Raw genomic sequence first — 19,093 nt, 5'->3', positions numbered from 1 at the left:
CTTAGGCTTTTTGTTTGCGATTGCGCTAACCTTCAAAATCCGAGAAAATGAAAAGAAGAAATTCGAGGAGGAGACTAATGGAAGAGTACCAGAAAGAACGATACACAGTCGCAGCGATGACGCTTAGCAAAAAACTAATACGAAGAAACTTTCATCCTATTATTTGTGAAAATCTAGAAGAAGCTAGAGCCCAGGCTTTGGAAATGATTGATCCAAAGAAATCCATCGGCTTTGGGGGTTCAATCACAGTTGAACAATCTGGAATTATTGAAGCACTGTACAGTCGAAATCAAAAAATGATTGATCGTGAAAAAACAACTACGTTAGAAGAACGACAGCAAGTGATGAAACAAGCATTAACGTCCGATTATTTCTTAACGAGTATCAATGGAATAACGGAAGAGGGCGAGTTAGTGAATGTTGACAGTGTGGGAAACCGAGTTGCGGCAATTACTTATGGACCTGATAAAGTCCTCGCTTTTGTTAGTATGAAAAAAATGTATGGAGATTTAGCGACAACACTCGAAATAGTACGTAAAAATACTGCACCATTAAATGCGCACCGTTTAGGATTGAAAAAGACACCTTGTATCCAAAAGGGAATATGTGGAGACTGTTTACAAATGGAATGCATTTGCAATACGATCGCAATTACGCGACGTTCAATGATGAAGGATCGGATTTTTATCTATTTAATTATTGATGATGTGGGTTTGTAGCTGATTGGAATGAAAATGAAGAAGCAAACAAAAAAACAACCGGATAATTCATTCTCCGGTTGTTTTCTTAATAGTCTAGCTTAATGAACTACTATTTTCCATTACTTCATCGATTAAGCCATAAGCTTTGGCTTCTTCGGCAGTCATAAAGTTGTCACGATCTGTGTCACGTTCGATGACTTCGATGGGTTGTCCAGTCCGTTCAGCCAAGATATTGTTCAAACGTTCGCGTGTTTTTAAGATATGGCGAGCCGCAATTTCAATTTCAGTAGCTTGACCTTGCGCACCACCTAGAGGTTGGTGAATCATGATTTCAGCATTTGGCAAAGCGAAACGTTTACCCTTCGCGCCAGCGGTCAATAGGAAGCTTCCCATTGAAGCTGCCATACCAAGTACGATGGTTTGAACGTCAGCTTTAACAAAGTTCATGGTATCAAAAATAGCTAAGCCAGCAGATACACTACCACCTGGAGAGTTAATGTAAAGATAAATATCCTTTTCAGAATCTTGGGCATCCAAGAAAAGTAATTGGGCGATGATAGTGTTCGCCATATCATCGTTTACCTCACCGCTCAACATGATGATGCGGTCTTTTAATAAACGGGAATAAATGTCGTAAGCACGTTCGCCACGAGATGATTGTTCAATGACTGTAGGCACTAAATTCATAGTGAATCCTCCTTAAAATAGTATTCGTAAATTAGTTTAGCACAAACGAGGTTGGATTGCTAAAACATAAAGAAAGTATACAACGTTGGTCAGTTTTGGTCAAATAGAAGGCTTCGTTTTTTTAAACGGCTCAAACTATCCTAGAAACATGAAAATATGGTACTATTAATAGCGCAGACAAGCGGATATCATTTTCACTTTTTCAAAGTTCGAGAAAGTAACATTTTGGTGAAAAGATATGTGGACTGAGAACTGGTTTTATTTGAAAAAATAATTCCATTAATATTATGAAACGGGAGGGAAAAAACGTGGAAATCGCATTTATTGGACTAATCGGCGTATTGATTGGAGCAGGTATTACAGGGATTGCTGTTTTCTTTGTTTTTAAGTATATTGATCTACGCCATAAACGGGAAAGAGAGCTGGAGCATCAAGTCAAAGAAATTGAGACAATTAATCTCTTGAATAAAAAAATCAACGAAATTCTATCTAAACGGAATGTTTTGATGCAAGATTATGTATCATTTAATTCATTTGACGATTGTTACATCGCCATAGATGATTTCATTTACTTGAATTCTTTTACCGCACAAAATAATTTTTATTTACCAAATTATTTGATTGAGGAATTCTTTAAAAATATTTCGCATCGAAAAGTTATTTTATCTCCTGAAGAAACGGTCAAAATCGGCGGCTACACTTATAAGGGCGGACGGATCGTTATGGAAACTTTTTCTGAACAATTGATTGAAATTTTAGACGAGAAAAGACAAAAGTTATCTCGTTCAACAAAACAACCCTTAAGTTATTTCAAAGCGCAATAGTGTTTTTCATAAAACATAAAACAAATTTAAATCAGATTATTTTTATAATAATTTGTAACTACGGACGAGGTGATACTAGATGACAGTAATTATCGCTCATCGCGGGAGTGCAGGGACTCATCCAGAGAATACGTTGCCTGCGTTCATGGAGGCGGTACGATCAGGTGCGGATGGGATAGAGCTGGATGTGCATCTAACGGCAGACCAGCAATTAGTAGTTATCCATGATGAGAGCGTTGATCGCACAACAAATGGTAAGGGTTTGATTCGTGAATTAACACTAGAAGAAATCAAGAAATTAGATGCCGGAAGCTGGTTTGATAAAAAATATCAAGCGACAAAAATATCGACACTGCAAGAGGTATTGAATTTACTATTACAAATGCGGTTTCGGGGCTTTTTATGCATTGAGATTAAGACTAATAAATTTCACTATCCAGGAATTGAGGAAAAAATTTCTCAAGTCATGACTAGCAAGGAATGGCCATTTACTTATTGGTATGCCAGCTTCAATTATGATTCTTTACGGATTATGCACGAGTATGAACCAGATGCACAGTATGATTTGATTCAAAAAAATGATTTAGAAAAATACCAAATTGTTTTGGACAGTAATTTTATTGAAGGGCTTCATCCAAGCTCTGATTGGGTAAAACAGCATCCGGAGATTGTCAAAAACTTCAAAAAGTCGATTCGACCTTGGACACCCAATTTATACGAAACGCTGATGATGTGTTTTGAAAACAATTTAGCTGGTGTCATTACTGATTTTCCGGAAAAAGCTATTCGAACGAGAAGCAGGTTCAAGCAATGAAAGTGATCGCAATTGTAGGGCCAACAGCTGTTGGAAAAACGAGTTTAAGTATCGAATTAGCAAAGCAATTCAACGGAGAAATTATCAGTGGTGATTCTATGCAGGTTTATCGCGGATTAGACATTGGCACCGCTAAAGTTACAGCTGAAGAGATGGAGGGAATTCCCCATCATTTGATTGATGTACGTGATGTTGACGAAAGCTATTCTGCGGCGGATTTTCAAAAAGCCGCCAGAAAAGCGATTCAAGAAATTAGCGACCGTGGAAAATTGCCAATTATTGTTGGCGGGACGGGTCTTTATATACAGTCCTTGCTATGGGATTATAAGCTTGGTAATGAAGGTGAGCTTGAGGATGATTCCCTTCGCGCGAAGTATGAAGCTTTTGCCGAAGAAAATGGAAATCTGGCCTTATGGGAAAAGTTACAGCTAACCGATCCATTGGCCGCTGAGAAGATCCACTGCAATAATCGTAAGAAAATGATTCGAGCATTAGAGGTTTTCGAGTTAACCGGACATTCAATTTTAGAACCGAAGGAACAGCCGAAGGAACTTTATGATAGTTTTCTGATCGGTTTAAATACTGACCGGTCGATTTTGTATCAACGGATCAATCAACGCGTGGATCTCATGGTAGAACAGGGGCTGTTAGCAGAAGCCAAGAATTTAGCAAAAAATCCAACTGTTCAAGCTGCGCAGGGGATTGGCTATAAGGAATTTTTTCCTTATTTATCGGGCGGTTCTTCATTGGAAGCGGCGCTGGAAGAAGTAAAGCTGCATTCAAGACGTTATGCTAAGCGCCAACTGACCTGGTTTCGCAATCGTATGTCCGTTCGTTGGTATGACTTGATTCAACAGCCGGAAAAAATTGATGAGATCAAAACAGAGATTGCTACTTGGTTGGCAAAAGACAATCCAATTTCTAATGAGAAATAAGCAATAATGGGTTGATTCATAGGAAGCATTCAGAGCAAGACTTTTTCATTTTGAAAAATATTGTATTACTAATTAGGAGGAAACGGTTTGTCAGAAAGAGTCATATTAGTCGGCGTCGAGACAGACGAGAGTAAATATAATTATTTAGAATCAATGCATGAGTTGGCCGGACTAACCAAAACAGCTCATGGTGAAATTGTTTTTTCATTAACTCAAAAGCGTCCTAAAGTAGATCGGCAAACGATTATTGGAAAAGGAAAATTGGAAGAACTGGCGCAACTGGTGGATGCGCATGAAGCTGAATTAGTGATTTTTAATCATTCCTTATCTCCTAGGCAAAGTCAAACAATCGAAGCGCAGGTAGGTGTCCCAGTAATTGATCGTATCCAACTGATTTTAGACATTTTCGCTCAGCGGGCTCGTTCAAAGGAGGGAAAGCTGCAAGTTGAGTTGGCTCAGCTAGACTATTTATTACCGCGATTAGTAGGACAGGGGCAAAGCTTGTCTCGTCTTGGCGGCGGGATTGGAACGCGTGGACCTGGGGAAACAAAGCTGGAAACAGATCGTCGTCACATTCGTCGTCGTATTACCGCGATAAAAAAAGAGTTAAAAGAAGTCGAAGCTCACCGTGAACGGAGTCGCCAAAAACGTCAACAATCTAGTATTTTCCAGATGGGTTTGATCGGTTACACGAACGCTGGCAAATCGACTATTTTAAACTTGTTGACGAATGCTGACACGTATTCTGAAGATAAATTGTTTGCGACCTTAGATCCATTAACGAAGCGTTGGCATTTGCCTCAAGGGATGGAGACTACGATCACAGATACGGTTGGCTTTATTCAAGACTTGCCGACACAATTAGTTGATGCTTTTCAATCGACTTTAGAAGAAAGCAAGGGAATGGATCTTCTATTGCATATTGTAGATGCTAGTGCGGAAGATCGTCAGCAGCAGGAAAAGACAGTGATTGATTTATTGAAGGAACTTGAAATGGATGATATTCCCATGCTGACGATATACAACAAAGCCGATCGAATCGATGAATTTTCTTTTGCGCCGACTTTATTCCCAAGCGTGTTGATTTCTGCGAAGACCAACAAAGGCAAGGAACTATTAGCTGAGGCGATCAAACGTGAAATTATGAATCTACTGGAACCCTATATACTGACTTTGAATGCAGATGAGGGGCAGGCTTTGAGCGAAATGAAACGAGAGACTCTTGTTCTAAGTGAAAACTTTGATGAAGAAAATGAGCAGTATATCATTCGAGGATTTGCGAAGAAAAAATCTCTTTGGATTAGGAGAATGGAAGATGAACTGGACGACTAAGCTAGCACCAGAGCTGGTTGAGAAAATTGATCAAATCGATCAAAAAATTGAAAAACGACTACAAGAAGTACGAGAAATTGCTTTGTCGAATCAGGCAAAAGTATTAACGGCTTTTCGTGAGAATCATGTGTCGGAAAGTCATTTTCTGCCCTCAACTGGTTATGGAAATGATGATCTAGGACGAGATGTTTTGGAGTCTGTTTATGCGCAGACATTCGGTGCTGAAGCTGCCTTAGTTCGTCCTCAAATTGTTTCGGGAACCCACGCAATTGCGACATCGCTATTTGGTGTGCTGCGTCCTGGTGATGATTTATTGTATATCACGGGGACTCCTTATGACACATTATTAGAGGTTATTGGCATTCAAGGCAATGGCATCGGATCATTTAAGGAATACAATATTGGTTACGACAAGGTAGATCTTTTAGAAGATGGAAATGTCAATTTTGCCAGTGTAAAGGAAAAGATTACCGACAAAACGAAAGTGGTGGCGATTCAACGCTCACGCGGGTATGCTTCACGTCCATCCTTTACCATTGAAAAAATCAAAGAGATGTGCGATTTTGTCAAAAGTATTGCGCCAAATATCGTAATTTTTGTAGATAATTGCTACGGAGAATTTGCGGAGCTATTAGAACCTACCCAAGTTGGTGCAGATCTTATGGCGGGTTCTTTGATTAAAAATCCTGGTGGTGGAATTGCTAAAACTGGTGGCTATATTACTGGGAAACAAGCGCTAATTGAGCGATGTGCTTATCGTTTAACCACTCCTGGCGTGGGTGCCGAAGGAGGGGCTATGTTGGGCAGCGTCTTTGATATGCTGCAGGGCTTTTTTTTAGCACCGCATGTCGTGAGTCAAGCGATTCAAGGGGCGATTTTCTCTTCGGCGTTGTTAGCTGAATATCAGTTGGAATCAACACCCAAATGGGATCAACCACGAACGGATTTAATCCAGTTAATTGATTTTCGTGATCGTGAAAAGATGATTCAATTCTGCCAAGCTATTCAAAAATATTCGCCAATTGATGCTTATGTTGCCCCGATACCTTCTTATATGGCTGGCTATGAGGATGACATTATCATGGCTGCAGGAACGTTTATTCAAGGAGCAAGCATTGAGTTAAGTGCAGACGGACCATTAAGAGAACCTTATTCACTCTACTTACAGGGTGGTTTAACTTTCGAACATGTTAAAGTTGCAGTGACCAATGCTGTAAATGAAGTTTATCATGAATCATAAAACCGAAGTCCTAGCGATTTCGGTTTTTTTATATGGAAGTCAATTCCAATGCTTTCTCCACAAAACATAATTTTTGATCATGGTTAAAATAAACTAAATAGGTATGGTTCTCCATAAAGTAATCATAGATGAGACCGATATATCCAGCCATCGGATATCCTTTTTTAATTTTAACGCACGTACCGATGTCAAATTTTTGCACTTTTCTCCCAGTCTCCTTTTTTGATCAGTATATCAAAAAAATCTGTTCTTTAAAAAGGTTGATATACTGCGCTTTTTCCGCAAAAAACGAACATTACTAAATTCTATGTAAGAAAATCTAACATTAACCCTTGACGATTGGTCTATCGGGTGGTATTCTTTTTCCAACATCAAAAAACAAGGAGGAGATGTTATGCGGGAAAAAGAATTGCGACGTTCGCTTGCCGTTTTTCCAATTGGTACAGTTATGAAGTTAACAGATTTGACTGCAAGACAGATTAGGTACTATGAGGAGCAAGAATTGATTCACCCAGAACGAAGTGAAGGTAACCGTAGGATGTATTCTCTAAATGACATTGATGTACTGCTAGAAATCAAAGATTATTTATCTGATGGACTTAACATGGCAGGGATCAAGCGTGTCTATCAAATGCGACAAGAAGAAGTCAAAGCTGCCAAAGAGAAACCGCCATTAACTGATAAAGATGTTCGTCGAATTTTTTATGACGAAATGCTAACTCAAGGCGGGTTTCAACAACAAAATCCATATCAATCACAAGGTCCTAAGCTGTAGTGGTTGTGGAATATAAAAAAAATGAAGTGCGAGGAAGGGATTAGATATTATGCCGAAAAAAGATCTAGCTAAAGAGGATATTAAACGAATTGTAGAAGAAGAAAATGTCCGTTTTTTACGTTTGATGTTCACAGACATCATGGGGACAATCAAAAACGTTGAAGTACCAGTTAGTCAAATGGAAAAAGTCCTAGATAACAAAATGATGTTCGACGGTTCATCTATTGAAGGATTTGTCCGTATTGAGGAAAGCGATATGTATCTGTACCCAGATTTATCTACATGGATGATTTTCCCATGGGAAAGTGATCACGGAAAAGTCGGTCGTTTAATTTGTGATATTTACAGTCCAGATGGCACTCCGTTCCCAGGAGATCCGCGTGGAAACTTAAAGCGCGTCCTAAAAGGAATGGAAGAATTTGGCTTCACATCATTTAATTTGGGACCTGAACCAGAATTCTTCTTATTCAAAATGGATGAAAATGGTGATCCTACATTGGACTTGAATGACAAGGGTGGTTACTTCGATTTTGCGCCAACTGACTTGGGGGAAAATTGCCGTCGCGATATCGTGTTAGAGCTTGAAAGCTTGGGATTTGAAGTAGAAGCTTCTCACCATGAAGTAGCTCCGGGACAACACGAGATTGATTTCAAATACGCGGATGCTATTGAAGCTTGTGACAATATTCAAACATTCAAATTAGTGGTTAAAACAATTGCTCGTAAGCATGGTCTGCATGCGACATTTATGCCAAAACCTCTGTATGGTATTAATGGTTCTGGTATGCACTGCAATATGTCACTATTCAATGACGAAGGCAATGTCTTCTATGACGAAGATGGCCCAATGAAATTAAGTAAAACAGCGTACCAATTTTTAGCAGGTCTTTTAAAACACGCGCGTGCATACACGGCAGTATGTAATCCAATTGTTAACTCTTATAAACGTTTAGTTCCTGGCTTTGAAGCCCCTGTTTATGTGGCTTGGAGCGGACGTAATCGTTCTCCTTTAATTCGTATACCTGAGTCTCGCGGTTTATCTACACGTTTGGAATTACGTTCAGTTGACCCAGCTGCTAATCCATATTTAACAATGGCGGTTCTGTTAGAAGCTGGATTAGATGGTATTCGCAATGACTTGACTCCACCAGCAGCAGTTGATCGCAATATCTATGTGATGACTGAAGAAGAACGTAAAGAAGCAGAAATTTACGATTTACCTTCAACGATCCACAATGCGATCAAAGCACTACGTGAGGATCAAATTATGATTGATGCCTTAGGAAGTCATATCTATACGAATTTCAATGAAGCAAAACGCATGGAATGGGCAGCTTTCCGTCAAACTGTTTCAGAATGGGAACGCGATCAATACTTAGAGCTTTATTAATCCTAACTCGCAAAACTCTTGAGGAACTCCTCAAGAGTTTTTTTTATATCCGAAAAAAGAATCTTATAATGAGCGCCAGCTCTTCTCGTGTGGGTTTGATAGTGGTCAAATCAACAAAGCAGATTCTCGTACAGTAACGTATAATAATAAGTAGTAGACAGTATTTATGTAGAAAGGAGAGTATCTATGATAAAAGGAAATAAAACAATACTGAAGGCGGCGACTTTAGCAGATCGCCAACGTGTGTACGAATGGTGTTTTCAATCAGAAACGACCAAATCCCATAGCGGACCGCCGGATTATCCTGAAAAAAAGATTGCGACTTTTCAAGAGTTTTACGAAGATTATTATGCGGAATATTATTTCAATGGAACGCAACCAGAGAAGGGCCAGGGCTTTATCATCATGAATGATCAAGAAGCTGTGGGATTCATTAGTTATTCGGCTTTTCATTTAAAACCGCATTCTGCGGAGCTGGATATCTGGATGAAAGATGAAGCAAATTGTGGAAAAGGCTTTGGAAATGATGCAATTCTAGCTTTGAGTAATTATTTAAATCAACAGTTAGCAATTGACCTTCTAATTCTAGCACCATCAAATAAAAATATTCGAGCAATTAAATCCTATGAAAAATCAGGTTTCGAGCGTACAAATAAAATGATGTCTGATTTTCTTTCGAAGGACTATCAATCACTTTATGGCACTGGCGATTATGGTGTTTCAGGAACAGCGATATTGATAAAGTGCTTTGCAAAGTAAAAAACTCCCGAATAAACGGAAGTCCTTTACGAAAAAGCTAATTTAAAATGGCCAATCCAAAGGAAAGATAGGTTGCATAAGCGATCCAAATCAGATAAGGAATAAAGCAAATTGCAGCTCCTTTAGATATGCCGCGAAACTCACGAATACTGAAAATAATCGTTATCAGAAGAAAAAGACTGATGAATGATGCAATCCAGAAGTGTGATCCGCCGAAGAAAATAATGCTCCAAATAAAATTAAGCACCAGCTGAATACCAAAAAGAAAATACGCGAGCGTTTTACTTTTTGGTTCTTTACTGTCAATCACAAGAAATAACGCTAGACCAATCAACGCGTAAAGTACAGTCCAAATGATTCCGACGATATTTCCTGGCGGTGCTAAAAATGGTTTGTTTAGCTGGGCGTAGATAGCGGGAATATCACCAGCAAAAAATCCTGATATAGAACCTATTAATTCTACACCAATGATACAAGCGAGCAGTTTAAAAAATCGATTTAACATGGTTTACCTCCTTTGTTACTTGAAGTTTGTTGTACTCAAGCGTACTCTCCACTTATTCAGTATAACGAGGATTATCCTTAAAAGAAAAAAAGATGCTTAAGAAAAACAATCTAACTTAGTAAAAGCATGTTATAATAATTCGGAAGATTTTCTAAAGCCAAGAGATTGGCAACTTGCAAAATTTGTAAGTTTTGTCTTCTTTTAGTAAAATGTAATTGTTGATAATTCCAAGGAGAGGTGTGAGAAAATGGGATACACAGATGAAACAGTCCGTTTTGATTTTGATGACAATCGTAAAAAAGAGATTAGCGAAACATTAACGATTGTCTACAATGCTTTAGCTGAAAAAGGCTATAATCCAATCAACCAAATCGTCGGCTATTTATTATCAGGAGATCCTGCGTATATTCCTCGTTATCAAGATGCACGAAACTTGATTCGTCGTCACGAGCGCGATGAAGTGATGGAAGTTTTAGTGAAATATTACTTGAAGGATCATGGTATAGATATTCGATGAGAGTAATGGGATTAGATGTCGGCTCAAAAACTGTCGGAATTGCGGTCAGCGATCCATTTGGCTGGACGGCTCAAGGAGTCGAGATCATCCGAATTGATGAAGAAAAAGGGAAGTTTGGCTTTGAACGCTTAGGTGAATTGGTCAAAGAATACCAAGTTACTAAGTTTGTGGTGGGGCTTCCTAAAAACATGAATAATTCGATTGGTCCTAGAGCAGAAGCTTCGATGGTTTACGCCGAAAAAATCAAGGAACTTTTTGATTTACCAGTAGAATTCCAGGATGAACGACTAACGACAGTGCAAGCTGAACGAATGTTGGTGGAACAAGCGGATGTCTCGCGATCAAAAAGAAAAAAAGTAATCGACAAACTTGCTGCGGTCATGATTCTACAAAATTATCTTGATCGAACGAGTAACAAACTTTAGAAAAGAGGAATAGATATGGCACATGAACACACACATGACCATGATCACGAGCACGATCATGACCACGAACATGAAGTAATTACTTTAGTGGATGATGAAGGAAATGAAACACTCTACGAAATTCTTTTGACAATTGATGGTCAAGAAGAATTTAATCGCAATTATGTATTGCTTTATCCAGCGGGCGCGCCTGAAGATGAAGATGTTGAATTGCAAGCCTATGCATATGTTGAAAACGAAGACGGTAGCGAAGGCGAACTACAACAAATTGAAACAGACGCTGAATGGGATATGATTGAAGAAGTCTTCAATACATTCATGGCAGAAGAAGAATAATAGAGTAGAAATGATGGCTGAACCCTTGTTAGATAAGGGTTCAGCTTTTTTGTACGCCTAGTTGAACGTGTTAATGAACGTGTTTTACTATAAATCTACGTATTCTACGAACTTTTCGGCTGTTGTTTCTTTAGTTTCTTTGCTCAGATGACCGTATGTATCCATGGTCATCTTTATTGATGAGTGTCTTAGACGGACTTGGACAGCCTTCATTGACTCGCCTGCGTCTAGTAAAATACTGGCATGTGTATGGCGTGTAACGTGAACACCCAGAAAAGGTAGTTCAGCATTAGTGGTTATTGTTTTCAACCGCTGGTAGATGCTATGGTGGGTAATTATCTGCTTGTAAATACCACAAAAGACAAGGCTGGGATCAGTTATGCCCAATGAGAGCATATATTTTCTTTGATCAATCTGCCATCTTTTCAAGATTGATAGAGTCTTGTCATCTAAAGATACTGTAGCGTTGCTACCTGCTGTTTTTGGTTGAGAAATCGAGTAACCATTCTTTGTTTGGCTAAGCGTCTTACTGATCGTAACCTCTTTTTTGTCAAAGTCGATATCTTTCCAGTTCAGCGCTAAGGCTTCGCTAACACGGCATCCGCTAAAAAATAGGAAACGGAGCAGAACCTTGTTAAAGTCACTTGAATACGTATGAGGTTCAGTATCTAGATAATCGAACAAGATTTTGATCTGTTCTTTACTATAAACCTTTATTGCATCGCTTGTATGGTTCCCTCTGGTTCTTTTGGGCATCATCACATGCTCTAGTGGATTAAACTGGATAAGTCCGAGGTGGACAGCATAGGCAAATATCCGCTTAGCTGTAGAATGAAGAACCCTGTATTGATCTGTGTCCTTCGCCCATTGGTTAAGGATTTTTTGAGCGTTCTTGACTGTGACCTTATCAATAAAAAGGCTCCCGTAATGTGGAAGAATCCACTTTTTGAATTTTATTTCAGTTTTGATGAAAGTGACTTCTTTAACGGTGGTTCTGTAGGTTTCTAACCAAAGTGTATAAACATCTTGGAAAGTCTCCTTGTTTGTTTTCTTGACGAGACCATCCTTTTCAAAGTCCAATTTCAGTTTAGCGCAAGCGAGTTGAGCCTCTTTCTTTGTTTCAAAGCCTCTTCGAGTGGTTTCCTTATCTTTTCCGGTAGTTTCGTCTTTTCCGAGGTATAGTCGAAACATCCAAGCTTTTGTTCCGTCTTTTTTTGAGTATTGTCGATATGTTGCCATGATAAAATCTCCTTTTAGGAAGCCTCTAAGCCCGCTGAGAGCTAAAAAGCCTTTTATTATCAGCTTTTCGAATACATCGACATTCTTTATCTTGGTATCATAGCTGGCTGATTAAGACAACTATGAGTTAGAGCCTTCTTATTCTTTCTGCACATTTCCCCTTTCAATGTACGTGCTAATTTTTTAGGTATTCTTCAATCAATTCTAGTAGTCCACTGATTTCAGCATCCGTGAGCTTGATTTTCTTGATCTCTGATAGAGCTTTTTTTATAATAATTGGAAGCTTTTCGATGTACTCCCTTTTTTTCATTTCATTCTTCGTTATCATGGAAAAACTATCCAAAATATGTGGTGTATCCTGATAACTCCACTTATTCCTATGTACTTCTTTCATGACGACGGCTATTATTTCTTGTTTGGTTTTATCGGATGCACGTTCATAGAAGGCAAAACCCTCGTTGTGTCCTAAAGACTCATAGAATCTGCTAATGGACTTATATTGATCTGTACTGATAGTGAACAATGATCTTAGAAATTCGTCGAAGGCGCCATAGACAATAAAATCAATGCTTGTTTTCCCAAGAATAGCTATTAGCTCAAGACTCTCTCTGTTAGGAAGTCTTTTTCCATGCTCCCAGTTATAAACTGCTGATTTGGTTGTCCCGCCTATTAAGCGACCGAAATCCTCCATTGTGCAATTAAAACTCTTTCGAATTGATTGGATTCTTTGTCCTATAGAGTTTTGATCGATCAAAGAGGGTAGTTTTTTAGACATAATAACACTCCTTTACATTAACTTTATCAATATTCGTTTACTGAGTCAACAGATTATTTTGTTTTTCCCTTGACAAACAGTTATGGTTGTTATCTAATGTAATTGTAATGTTAGATTATTTTATGGGAGGGGCAATAAGAAAGTGAAGCTATTGACAAAAGTCTATAGCTTGTAATGAAAGGTTTTTAGAGAATGTTCTTTATAAATAAATAGGTTGCTTTCAGACGCTTTAGACGATACTATTTGTATTGGAAAAGCGTTTTTTTATTCTTAGGGAAGGATGTTTTATATGGATATTTTAGTAAACGTAGAGGGTGCGATAGACGAGTTGGAAGCGAGAGTTAAGAAAATAGTTGATTCAACAGCCAGCTCAGCAGTAACTTATGGTGACTACTTGACAACAGAACAGACACGAGACTACATAGGAGGAATATCAACCAATACTCTAAATAAAATGCGGAGGCGAGGATTGAAACGTATAAAGATTGATGGGTTATGTCTCTACAAGAAATCTGATATTTGTGAGTTTTTGGATGAAAACAGATACTGATTGATACACTAATATCTGCTGACTAAAAGTGGATTTTGAAAAGAAGTACTGTAGATATTTATTCAGATCAAGAAAGCTTATATAAGTTTTCTGACAGAATAATGATTATTTTTCTGACTAGAGCTTTTAGTAAAAAAGCAGACTATCCCCTCGGGCTCTGCCCAGACCCGTAAGCAATTTTACTTAACCAAACAACCTAACGTTGACGGAGGGGGCGAAGCCCCCGCTGTTATCATACCTTTTAAACTAAGAGGAGACAAAATTAATATAAGGATTCAAATGACGAGCGATAGCGAGTCATTAATCCAAAATAAAATACTTATAATATATAGCTTACAAGTTAATAAAGAGTTACTAGAGGACTCTTCATGAAGTGAGTGCGCACGACTGTTAATAAACGGACAAAAGAAGGAGAATAAAGATGAAAAAAATTGATGAAATTAACCCCTATACAGCAAAAAGAATTCTTAAAAAGATTGTAAACAAGAAACCCTATTCTGGATTATTCAAGAAGGCTGTAGAAAAAATTTGGAATTCATGCGTAGAGGGTAATGGCTGGTGGTCATACGGAGACTTAGATAACGAGCTATTAGTCAGTGTCTATTTCCAGTTATTATTGAGAAAAAAAACATTTCATACTAGATTAAATAAAGACTTTAGGTATTCATATGAAGCTTTCTTACTACGAGATTCTGTAGAATCGGATGAGGAATTAAGACAAATAATATCTAACGCCCGTTCTAGAACTCAGGAACGGTATTTAGCTGAAATCGGGAAAGAAAGAAAAGATGAGAATCAAATCAAGCGTGAGTTCAATGAGACATACGGGGGCAGATCAAAGCAAGAACAAAAAGCAATCAAGAAGGGTCGGCGTAGCGGGTTGAATAGGTATAGACCTAAAATTAATATTACGGTCGATTTCTATTCGTCTTCGATAAGTGACAATAGTTATAGTCGGTTTCAGGATTTGGAACTGGAAAGTGTTTTACGTGAGAGGTTAAGGGATGATGAAATTGCTCTTTTGAAGCAGTTTTGTTTGAAAAGCGATGAAGAGATTGCGCTGGAGCGAAAAATAAGTAAAGAGTCTGTTAAACGAAAAGAACGCCGATTGAAGGAAAAGATTAAGAAATTGAATCAGATATAGATGGGAAAGCTAGCACATACTATTTTATTTATGTTGTGCTAGCTTTCCTTATTTACAAGAGTTCAATTCATACAGTGAGCGGGAAGCCCTTTTTCGGGAACATTCTATTTATCCAACAAATCACGAAGCGTAGCATTAAATTCGTTTTCTTGCCGTCTTAAGAGCCTTAAAAAATCTAGAGCTTTTCTCTGGTTTTCCTCGTTAAGAGAGCGATAAATAGCTATATACTCCTGTTCGGCTTCCGATGCGTCCATATCTAAAAAGTAGTGTATAGGTACTCCGAATGCCTCTGAAATGTCTACTAAGACATCAAAAGTCGGTTCAGCTTTTTGACTCTCATAACGGGCTATTGCTTGCTGACTAACGTGCACCATTTTGGCAAGTTCTTTTTGAGTTAGCCCGTTTTCTTTTCTTAGCTGTTTTATCATGTTTCCTAAATGATCCATATTAGTTGACTCCCCTTTTAAGTAAGAATACTCGATTTCCAAGTAATTCAAAATACTTAAAAAGCTTGTACTCTATAAATGAGTTGAAATACTCTTTTTTAGTGTATATAATTTAATCAAACAAAGGAGGTTATCCCGATGAATGAGAAAGGACAGTTGGTGTATTACAGGAAAAAAGCTGGGTTAACTCAAATTCAGTTAGCAAAGCAAATAGGTGTATCTCAGCAGACGATGAGTTCATATGAGCGGGCGGTAACTACACCAAAACCGTATCAGATGCAAAAGCTTGAGGAAATCTTGGAAGTGAGCAAAGAGATATTATTTCATGATGAGTTCCATAAAAAGGGAGGTAAATAGTATGTACTGTAGCAAGTGCGGAAATGAAGTTAAGGAAGGTTCTAAGTTCTGCCCAGCATGTGGGATATCTTTAGAGGAAAAGAGTAGTAACAGTACCGAACTCATAAAGCAGGGGGCTGACGAAGCTCTGAGCGGGCTTAAAACGCGTGTTGATAATGGTAAGCAGTCAGGAAAACTATTTTTAATTGCTGGATGGGCTTCTATGGTAATTTCTCTACTTTTCATACCTGTTCTGTTTGGCGCTATTGCGGTAATTATGGGGTATCTATATAGAGACAAGGATGAAAAAATGGGGACTATTCTCATGATTGCAGGCGTGGCAGGTGGAATCTTGGATGTATTAATTGGGATGTCAACGGGTTATTAAAAGAGGAGTGAACTAGCATGAAAAATGGAAAATCAAACAATAAAATTTTAATAGTGGTGCTTGTTGCCGTAGTAGGTATCATCGCATTTGTAGTGTTTGGAAACGGATCACCGGATATAGAGAAAGCGGCAGAGCCTATAATAGACCAAATTTTACAGGAGCAATATGAGTTAGATCGTGAATGTGAAGATGTCATGATAACCAATGATAACGGCAATGATACTTACGAAGCAAAAGCGGAACTTGATAACGGGGCTGTTATCAATGTAAATATCGAGTACTATCCGAAAAAAGATAAAATATTCGTAGAGATACCGTATAGTGAGGTGCTATTATTAAATTAGTAAAGTTATATGGAGGAGCAAATGAATAAAGTTAAAGGGAGCCGTAGAGCCATCATCGCCACTTTGATTCTTCTATCATTAGTTGGTTGTACTTCGGAGGCTAAAAAGGCAGAGCAGTATGTACAGAACATGTTAGAGATAGTAGATGAGGTAGATTCTGAAATGAAAGAGCTATCAAAAACATCTATGTCAGCAGGGGAAATAAGTAGTTTTAACAAATCCCTTAAGCAGAAGCAAGATGAAGTAAAACAGGAAAAGGTACCTGATAGCTTGCCTAAAGCAGTAAAGGACTGTAAAGACAATCTGTATGATGGGATCGGTCAAATTAGAAAAGCGGCGTCAAATGATGATTCTGGATTGATAGAAACAGGTCAGTTTAATATTTCAATGGCTGAAATTATTTATAAGGGATTCTTAGATGGCAAGATAACAAAGAAAAGTGATGATGGGAAAACTGAAACTGAACGTTCTAAAGAATGGGAAGATGAGCTCGTTGATTCACGAAAGAAGACCATTAAAAAGAAAGATTACTATGGGGAATGGGAAACAGATGATGACTCCGATGTTTATATGAATTTGGACATTTCCGATGAGTATGTGGAAGATATTAGTACTGGAAACAGGGCTAATTATACTTTTAATAGGGTGCGCACGATTAACCTTAGTGTAAAACAGATCAGGAAATTATTTGGAGAAGAAAAGATTTCTGGTGGTTCAATGATGCTGATGTTGGGTGAGCAAGATAAAAGTGAGATGCAGTTAGCTGGTCATTATTTTAATGAGAATGGCAAGAAAATAATGCTCTTGTCTACCTTGACTAGAATTGAGCAAGTCACAACAGAATCTTCTGCAATTGAGGGTTCCAGTGGAGCTAGTGAAGAAGCTGAGACTTCTCAGAATGAATCTAATTCTATTCAAATGCCCCGTGACCCAGCAGAGCTTGCTGGTACAGGAACACCTAAGAGTTATGATGAGTTTAATGAGGAACAACAAAAAGCAATTGGAAAGGCGGTAGACGCTGTAACGAACAACATAGGTGTGGACAGAACAATTTACAATTATACTTATGAGCCAGATATATTGTCTGGAACGATATATGTAGGTCGCTTTAACGGCAATGAGTTAATGGACGTTATATCATTGGATGATAAGTTATTGGATTATAAAGGAATACTTGATGCGAGTGCGTTTGCACAATTGAAGAATCAGTCTATAGAACAATTTATTAGTGGATATAACTTAGCCTCTTCTACTTGCTCATTAGGGGAGAAAGACGGTAGAGTAGTAATCTATTTCACTTTGGAAGAAAAGAATCGCTCCAATGGTGATAAACAGAAAGTTCAGCAGTATATCGAGCTTACAAGAAGAGTCAGCAATGACGTGAAGAACAATGTAAAAGCTGGTGTCCCCGTTAGTTTACAGGAGCCGTTTGAAAGTGATTACTCAGTAACTTTTGTAGATGGAAAACCCACGTCCGCAAGTCCAGCCTATCAATTAGTCATTGATAAAATGCGTTTTTAAGCCTATTAGCTATGAGAGTACAGGTAGCTACAGAAATAGGATGAGCCCCACCCCGTGCATTTTTGACCGTATATGAAAGAATAGTCTATGTGTAGTATATGCTACTGCAGGCTTATTTTTTCTGCAAGGGGCAACCCGAAAAAATGAAAGTATCTGAAATGAAACTAAATAAGCGGGTGTAGATAATAAAGCTGATGGCATTTGTCTTTGTTTTACTAGTTTTGTATACTCAGATAGGAGAGCATATTTTTAGAAGAGGAGGTATTTAGCTTGGGTGACTACAATTTAAGTTACTATAATGAAGAAGAAAACAAGGTGACTTGTATAGAAGGGGTGTCCGTTGAACCGCCAAGAATTTGCCATCATTGTAAAAATACTGGTGAACAATTAGCTGTTGGAGGCGTGTTGCTAAATGGAGATGAAGATTTTTCTGACGGAATAATTTTTACAGCTTGCCAAAATTGTAGAAATACAAGTATGCATTATATAGAAGAAATTGCAGGCACTAATAGAGGATGGTACTATGAAGTGGTTGAGTCGTTCCCGAGGCTGAAAGAAGATATCAGTAATGTTCCTGAATATGTAGTAAAAAATTTTCCTGACTTCATGAAGATTTACGAGCAGGCTCAAGAAGCTGAGAAAAATGAGTTAGACCAACTTGCTGGAATGGGGTACAGAAAAGCAGTTGAGTTTCTAATCACTGATTATTTAATAAAACATCCTGTTGAGGGCGTAGAAAAAGAATGGTTAGAAAATCCAAAAACATCGTTAAGTTCAAAAATAAGTAAGCTAGAAAATGTAAGAATACAAAAATTAGCTAAGGCAATCAGTTATTTAGGAAATGATGAAACTCACTACACTAGAAGACACCCTGAGTATGGTGTTGATAAATTGAAGGCTTTTATTCGAGTTTTCCTTAGTGATCTAGAAAATGATTTAATCTATAAAGAAGTTGAGCAATTAATTGAAAAAGAATAAGAAGGTAATGTCATGAGTAGTTTGTATTTTTGACTGTAATCAAGAGAGAAGCCTATATGTAGTATTATGATACTGTAGGCTTATTTTTTGTGGGAATTTGAATCCGCCTAAATAAAAGGACATCTGAAACGA

24 protein-coding genes are annotated in these 19,093 nt (G+C 38.0%); 19 read left to right on the top strand and 5 right to left on the bottom strand.

Annotated features, from left to right (window positions below):
• The first annotated feature begins 77 nt into the window (after positions 1 to 77).
• Positions 78 to 719, top strand: coding sequence for a lactate utilization protein (locus IGI52_RS07065; protein WP_438780831.1), 642 nt, complete (start codon positions 78 to 80; stop codon positions 717 to 719).
• A 75-nt stretch (positions 720 to 794) separates the two neighbouring features.
• On the opposite strand, the gene clpP is transcribed toward IGI52_RS07065, so the two are convergent.
• Complete coding sequence (gene clpP, locus IGI52_RS07060) at positions 795 to 1,388, bottom strand: ATP-dependent Clp endopeptidase proteolytic subunit ClpP (RefSeq protein ID WP_016181975.1); 594 nt, start codon at positions 1,386 to 1,388, stop codon at positions 795 to 797.
• 308 nt (positions 1,389 to 1,696) lie between these two features.
• Between clpP and IGI52_RS07055 the strand changes: the two genes are divergently transcribed.
• The 8 genes from IGI52_RS07055 to IGI52_RS07020 all read left to right on the top strand — a co-directional run bounded on the left by IGI52_RS07055 (position 1,697) and on the right by IGI52_RS07020 (position 9,457).
• Positions 1,697 to 2,212, top strand: coding sequence for a hypothetical protein (locus IGI52_RS07055; RefSeq protein WP_438780830.1), 516 nt, complete (start codon positions 1,697 to 1,699; stop codon positions 2,210 to 2,212).
• Between the two features lie 79 nt (positions 2,213 to 2,291).
• Positions 2,292 to 3,026, top strand: coding sequence for a glycerophosphodiester phosphodiesterase (locus IGI52_RS07050; RefSeq protein ID WP_016181977.1), 735 nt, complete (start codon positions 2,292 to 2,294; stop codon positions 3,024 to 3,026).
• Positions 3,023 to 3,961, top strand: a complete 939-nt coding sequence (gene miaA, locus IGI52_RS07045; RefSeq protein ID WP_016181978.1) for a tRNA (adenosine(37)-N6)-dimethylallyltransferase MiaA — start codon at positions 3,023 to 3,025, stop codon at positions 3,959 to 3,961. The genes IGI52_RS07050 and miaA overlap by 4 nt, the downstream gene beginning before the upstream one ends.
• Positions 3,962 to 4,048: 87 nt before the next feature.
• Positions 4,049 to 5,293, top strand: coding sequence for a GTPase HflX (hflX, locus tag IGI52_RS07040; RefSeq protein ID WP_016181979.1), 1,245 nt, complete (start codon positions 4,049 to 4,051; stop codon positions 5,291 to 5,293).
• A complete protein-coding gene (locus IGI52_RS07035) occupies positions 5,277 to 6,533 on the top strand; it encodes an aminotransferase class I/II-fold pyridoxal phosphate-dependent enzyme (protein WP_311894635.1) in 1,257 nt (418 codons plus the stop codon). Before hflX ends, IGI52_RS07035 begins: the two co-directional genes overlap by 17 nt.
• Before the next feature lie 394 nt (positions 6,534 to 6,927).
• On the top strand, positions 6,928 to 7,308 hold the full coding sequence (locus IGI52_RS07030) for a MerR family transcriptional regulator (RefSeq protein ID WP_010744471.1): 381 nt from the start codon (positions 6,928 to 6,930) through the stop codon (positions 7,306 to 7,308).
• Between the two features lie 49 nt (positions 7,309 to 7,357).
• Positions 7,358 to 8,698, top strand: coding sequence for a type I glutamate--ammonia ligase (gene glnA / locus IGI52_RS07025; RefSeq protein ID WP_016181982.1), 1,341 nt, complete (start codon positions 7,358 to 7,360; stop codon positions 8,696 to 8,698).
• Positions 8,699 to 8,884: 186 nt separating this feature from the next.
• Positions 8,885 to 9,457, top strand: coding sequence for a GNAT family N-acetyltransferase (locus IGI52_RS07020; protein WP_311894961.1), 573 nt, complete (start codon positions 8,885 to 8,887; stop codon positions 9,455 to 9,457).
• Between the two features lie 37 nt (positions 9,458 to 9,494).
• Here IGI52_RS07020 and IGI52_RS07015 read toward each other — a convergent pair whose 3' ends face one another.
• Positions 9,495 to 9,962, bottom strand: coding sequence for a TspO/MBR family protein (locus tag IGI52_RS07015; protein WP_016181984.1), 468 nt, complete (start codon positions 9,960 to 9,962; stop codon positions 9,495 to 9,497).
• A gap of 247 nt (positions 9,963 to 10,209) precedes the next feature.
• On the opposite strand from IGI52_RS07015, the gene IGI52_RS07010 reads away from it, so the two are divergent.
• The 3 genes from IGI52_RS07010 to IGI52_RS07000 are packed head-to-tail and all read left to right on the top strand — an operon-like array spanning position 10,210 to position 11,240.
• Entirely contained in the window at positions 10,210 to 10,479 is a 270-nt protein-coding gene (locus IGI52_RS07010) for an IreB family regulatory phosphoprotein (protein ID WP_010739601.1), read from the top strand.
• Positions 10,476 to 10,904 (top strand): Holliday junction resolvase RuvX, encoded by a 429-nt coding sequence (gene ruvX, locus IGI52_RS07005; RefSeq protein ID WP_016181985.1) that lies wholly within the window; start codon positions 10,476 to 10,478, stop codon positions 10,902 to 10,904. The genes IGI52_RS07010 and ruvX overlap by 4 nt, the downstream gene beginning before the upstream one ends.
• 15 nt (positions 10,905 to 10,919) lie before the next feature.
• Positions 10,920 to 11,240: a DUF1292 domain-containing protein gene (locus tag IGI52_RS07000; protein ID WP_016181986.1), complete on the top strand. Its 321-nt coding sequence runs from the start codon at positions 10,920 to 10,922 to the stop codon at positions 11,238 to 11,240.
• A gap of 87 nt (positions 11,241 to 11,327) precedes the next feature.
• On the opposite strand, the gene IGI52_RS06995 is transcribed toward IGI52_RS07000, so the two are convergent.
• Positions 11,328 to 12,479: a tyrosine-type recombinase/integrase gene (locus tag IGI52_RS06995; protein ID WP_438780829.1), complete on the bottom strand. Its 1,152-nt coding sequence runs from the start codon at positions 12,477 to 12,479 to the stop codon at positions 11,328 to 11,330.
• Positions 12,480 to 12,654: 175 nt separating this feature from the next.
• Complete coding sequence (locus IGI52_RS06990) at positions 12,655 to 13,254, bottom strand: helix-turn-helix domain-containing protein (protein WP_438780828.1); 600 nt, start codon at positions 13,252 to 13,254, stop codon at positions 12,655 to 12,657.
• 289 nt (positions 13,255 to 13,543) lie between these two features.
• Between IGI52_RS06990 and IGI52_RS06985 the strand changes: the two genes are divergently transcribed.
• Complete coding sequence (locus IGI52_RS06985) at positions 13,544 to 13,804, top strand: helix-turn-helix domain-containing protein (RefSeq protein ID WP_438780827.1); 261 nt, start codon at positions 13,544 to 13,546, stop codon at positions 13,802 to 13,804.
• A 421-nt stretch (positions 13,805 to 14,225) separates the two neighbouring features.
• Entirely contained in the window at positions 14,226 to 14,948 is a 723-nt protein-coding gene (locus tag IGI52_RS06980) for a hypothetical protein (protein ID WP_438780826.1), read from the top strand.
• Positions 14,949 to 15,052: 104 nt separating this feature from the next.
• Here IGI52_RS06980 and IGI52_RS06975 read toward each other — a convergent pair whose 3' ends face one another.
• Entirely contained in the window at positions 15,053 to 15,394 is a 342-nt protein-coding gene (locus IGI52_RS06975; protein WP_438780825.1) for a helix-turn-helix domain-containing protein, read from the bottom strand.
• Between the two features lie 138 nt (positions 15,395 to 15,532).
• On the opposite strand from IGI52_RS06975, the gene IGI52_RS06970 reads away from it, so the two are divergent.
• The 5 genes from IGI52_RS06970 to IGI52_RS06950 all read left to right on the top strand — a co-directional run bounded on the left by IGI52_RS06970 (position 15,533) and on the right by IGI52_RS06950 (position 18,961).
• Positions 15,533 to 15,751, top strand: coding sequence for a helix-turn-helix transcriptional regulator (locus IGI52_RS06970; RefSeq protein ID WP_438780824.1), 219 nt, complete (start codon positions 15,533 to 15,535; stop codon positions 15,749 to 15,751).
• 1 nt (position 15,752) lies between these two features.
• A complete protein-coding gene (locus IGI52_RS06965) occupies positions 15,753 to 16,118 on the top strand; it encodes a zinc-ribbon domain-containing protein (protein WP_438780823.1) in 366 nt (121 codons plus the stop codon).
• Between the two features lie 17 nt (positions 16,119 to 16,135).
• Positions 16,136 to 16,462, top strand: coding sequence for a zinc ribbon domain-containing protein (locus IGI52_RS06960; protein ID WP_438780822.1), 327 nt, complete (start codon positions 16,136 to 16,138; stop codon positions 16,460 to 16,462).
• A 21-nt stretch (positions 16,463 to 16,483) separates the two neighbouring features.
• On the top strand, positions 16,484 to 17,983 hold the full coding sequence (locus IGI52_RS06955) for a hypothetical protein (protein WP_438780821.1): 1,500 nt from the start codon (positions 16,484 to 16,486) through the stop codon (positions 17,981 to 17,983).
• A gap of 270 nt (positions 17,984 to 18,253) precedes the next feature.
• On the top strand, positions 18,254 to 18,961 hold the full coding sequence (locus IGI52_RS06950) for a hypothetical protein (protein WP_438780820.1): 708 nt from the start codon (positions 18,254 to 18,256) through the stop codon (positions 18,959 to 18,961).
• Positions 18,962 to 19,093: the final 132 nt, after the last annotated feature.

This window comes from Enterococcus sp. DIV0187 (genome assembly GCF_051713785.1).
Taxonomy (GTDB): Bacteria; Bacillota; Bacilli; order Lactobacillales; family Enterococcaceae; genus Enterococcus_A; species Enterococcus_A avium.
The sequence above is the reverse complement of the archived record's forward strand: the minus strand, read 5'-3'. Positions and strand labels throughout refer to the sequence as shown.

What these genes read in the sequence shown, in the direction of transcription:
- IGI52_RS07065 (WP_438780831.1), top strand. Translation starts at nt 78, where the DNA reads ATGGAAGAGTACCAGAAAGAACGATACACAGTCGCAGCGATGACGCTT.
- clpP (WP_016181975.1), bottom strand. Translation starts at nt 1,388, where the DNA reads ATGAATTTAGTGCCTACAGTCATTGAACAATCATCTCGTGGCGAACGT.
- IGI52_RS07050 (WP_016181977.1), top strand. Translation starts at nt 2,292, where the DNA reads ATGACAGTAATTATCGCTCATCGCGGGAGTGCAGGGACTCATCCAGAG.
- miaA (WP_016181978.1), top strand. Translation starts at nt 3,023, where the DNA reads ATGAAAGTGATCGCAATTGTAGGGCCAACAGCTGTTGGAAAAACGAGT.
- IGI52_RS07035 (WP_311894635.1), top strand. Translation starts at nt 5,277, where the DNA reads ATGAACTGGACGACTAAGCTAGCACCAGAGCTGGTTGAGAAAATTGAT.
- IGI52_RS07030 (WP_010744471.1), top strand. Translation starts at nt 6,928, where the DNA reads ATGCGGGAAAAAGAATTGCGACGTTCGCTTGCCGTTTTTCCAATTGGT.
- glnA (WP_016181982.1), top strand. Translation starts at nt 7,358, where the DNA reads ATGCCGAAAAAAGATCTAGCTAAAGAGGATATTAAACGAATTGTAGAA.
- IGI52_RS07020 (WP_311894961.1), top strand. Translation starts at nt 8,885, where the DNA reads ATGATAAAAGGAAATAAAACAATACTGAAGGCGGCGACTTTAGCAGAT.
- IGI52_RS07015 (WP_016181984.1), bottom strand. Translation starts at nt 9,962, where the DNA reads ATGTTAAATCGATTTTTTAAACTGCTCGCTTGTATCATTGGTGTAGAA.
- IGI52_RS07010 (WP_010739601.1), top strand. Translation starts at nt 10,210, where the DNA reads ATGGGATACACAGATGAAACAGTCCGTTTTGATTTTGATGACAATCGT.
- ruvX (WP_016181985.1), top strand. Translation starts at nt 10,476, where the DNA reads ATGAGAGTAATGGGATTAGATGTCGGCTCAAAAACTGTCGGAATTGCG.
- IGI52_RS07000 (WP_016181986.1), top strand. Translation starts at nt 10,920, where the DNA reads ATGGCACATGAACACACACATGACCATGATCACGAGCACGATCATGAC.
- IGI52_RS06995 (WP_438780829.1), bottom strand. Translation starts at nt 12,479, where the DNA reads ATGGCAACATATCGACAATACTCAAAAAAAGACGGAACAAAAGCTTGG.
- IGI52_RS06990 (WP_438780828.1), bottom strand. Translation starts at nt 13,254, where the DNA reads ATGTCTAAAAAACTACCCTCTTTGATCGATCAAAACTCTATAGGACAA.
- IGI52_RS06985 (WP_438780827.1), top strand. Translation starts at nt 13,544, where the DNA reads ATGGATATTTTAGTAAACGTAGAGGGTGCGATAGACGAGTTGGAAGCG.
- IGI52_RS06980 (WP_438780826.1), top strand. Translation starts at nt 14,226, where the DNA reads ATGAAAAAAATTGATGAAATTAACCCCTATACAGCAAAAAGAATTCTT.
- IGI52_RS06975 (WP_438780825.1), bottom strand. Translation starts at nt 15,394, where the DNA reads ATGGATCATTTAGGAAACATGATAAAACAGCTAAGAAAAGAAAACGGG.
- IGI52_RS06970 (WP_438780824.1), top strand. Translation starts at nt 15,533, where the DNA reads ATGAATGAGAAAGGACAGTTGGTGTATTACAGGAAAAAAGCTGGGTTA.
- IGI52_RS06965 (WP_438780823.1), top strand. Translation starts at nt 15,753, where the DNA reads ATGTACTGTAGCAAGTGCGGAAATGAAGTTAAGGAAGGTTCTAAGTTC.
- IGI52_RS06960 (WP_438780822.1), top strand. Translation starts at nt 16,136, where the DNA reads ATGAAAAATGGAAAATCAAACAATAAAATTTTAATAGTGGTGCTTGTT.
- IGI52_RS06955 (WP_438780821.1), top strand. Translation starts at nt 16,484, where the DNA reads ATGAATAAAGTTAAAGGGAGCCGTAGAGCCATCATCGCCACTTTGATT.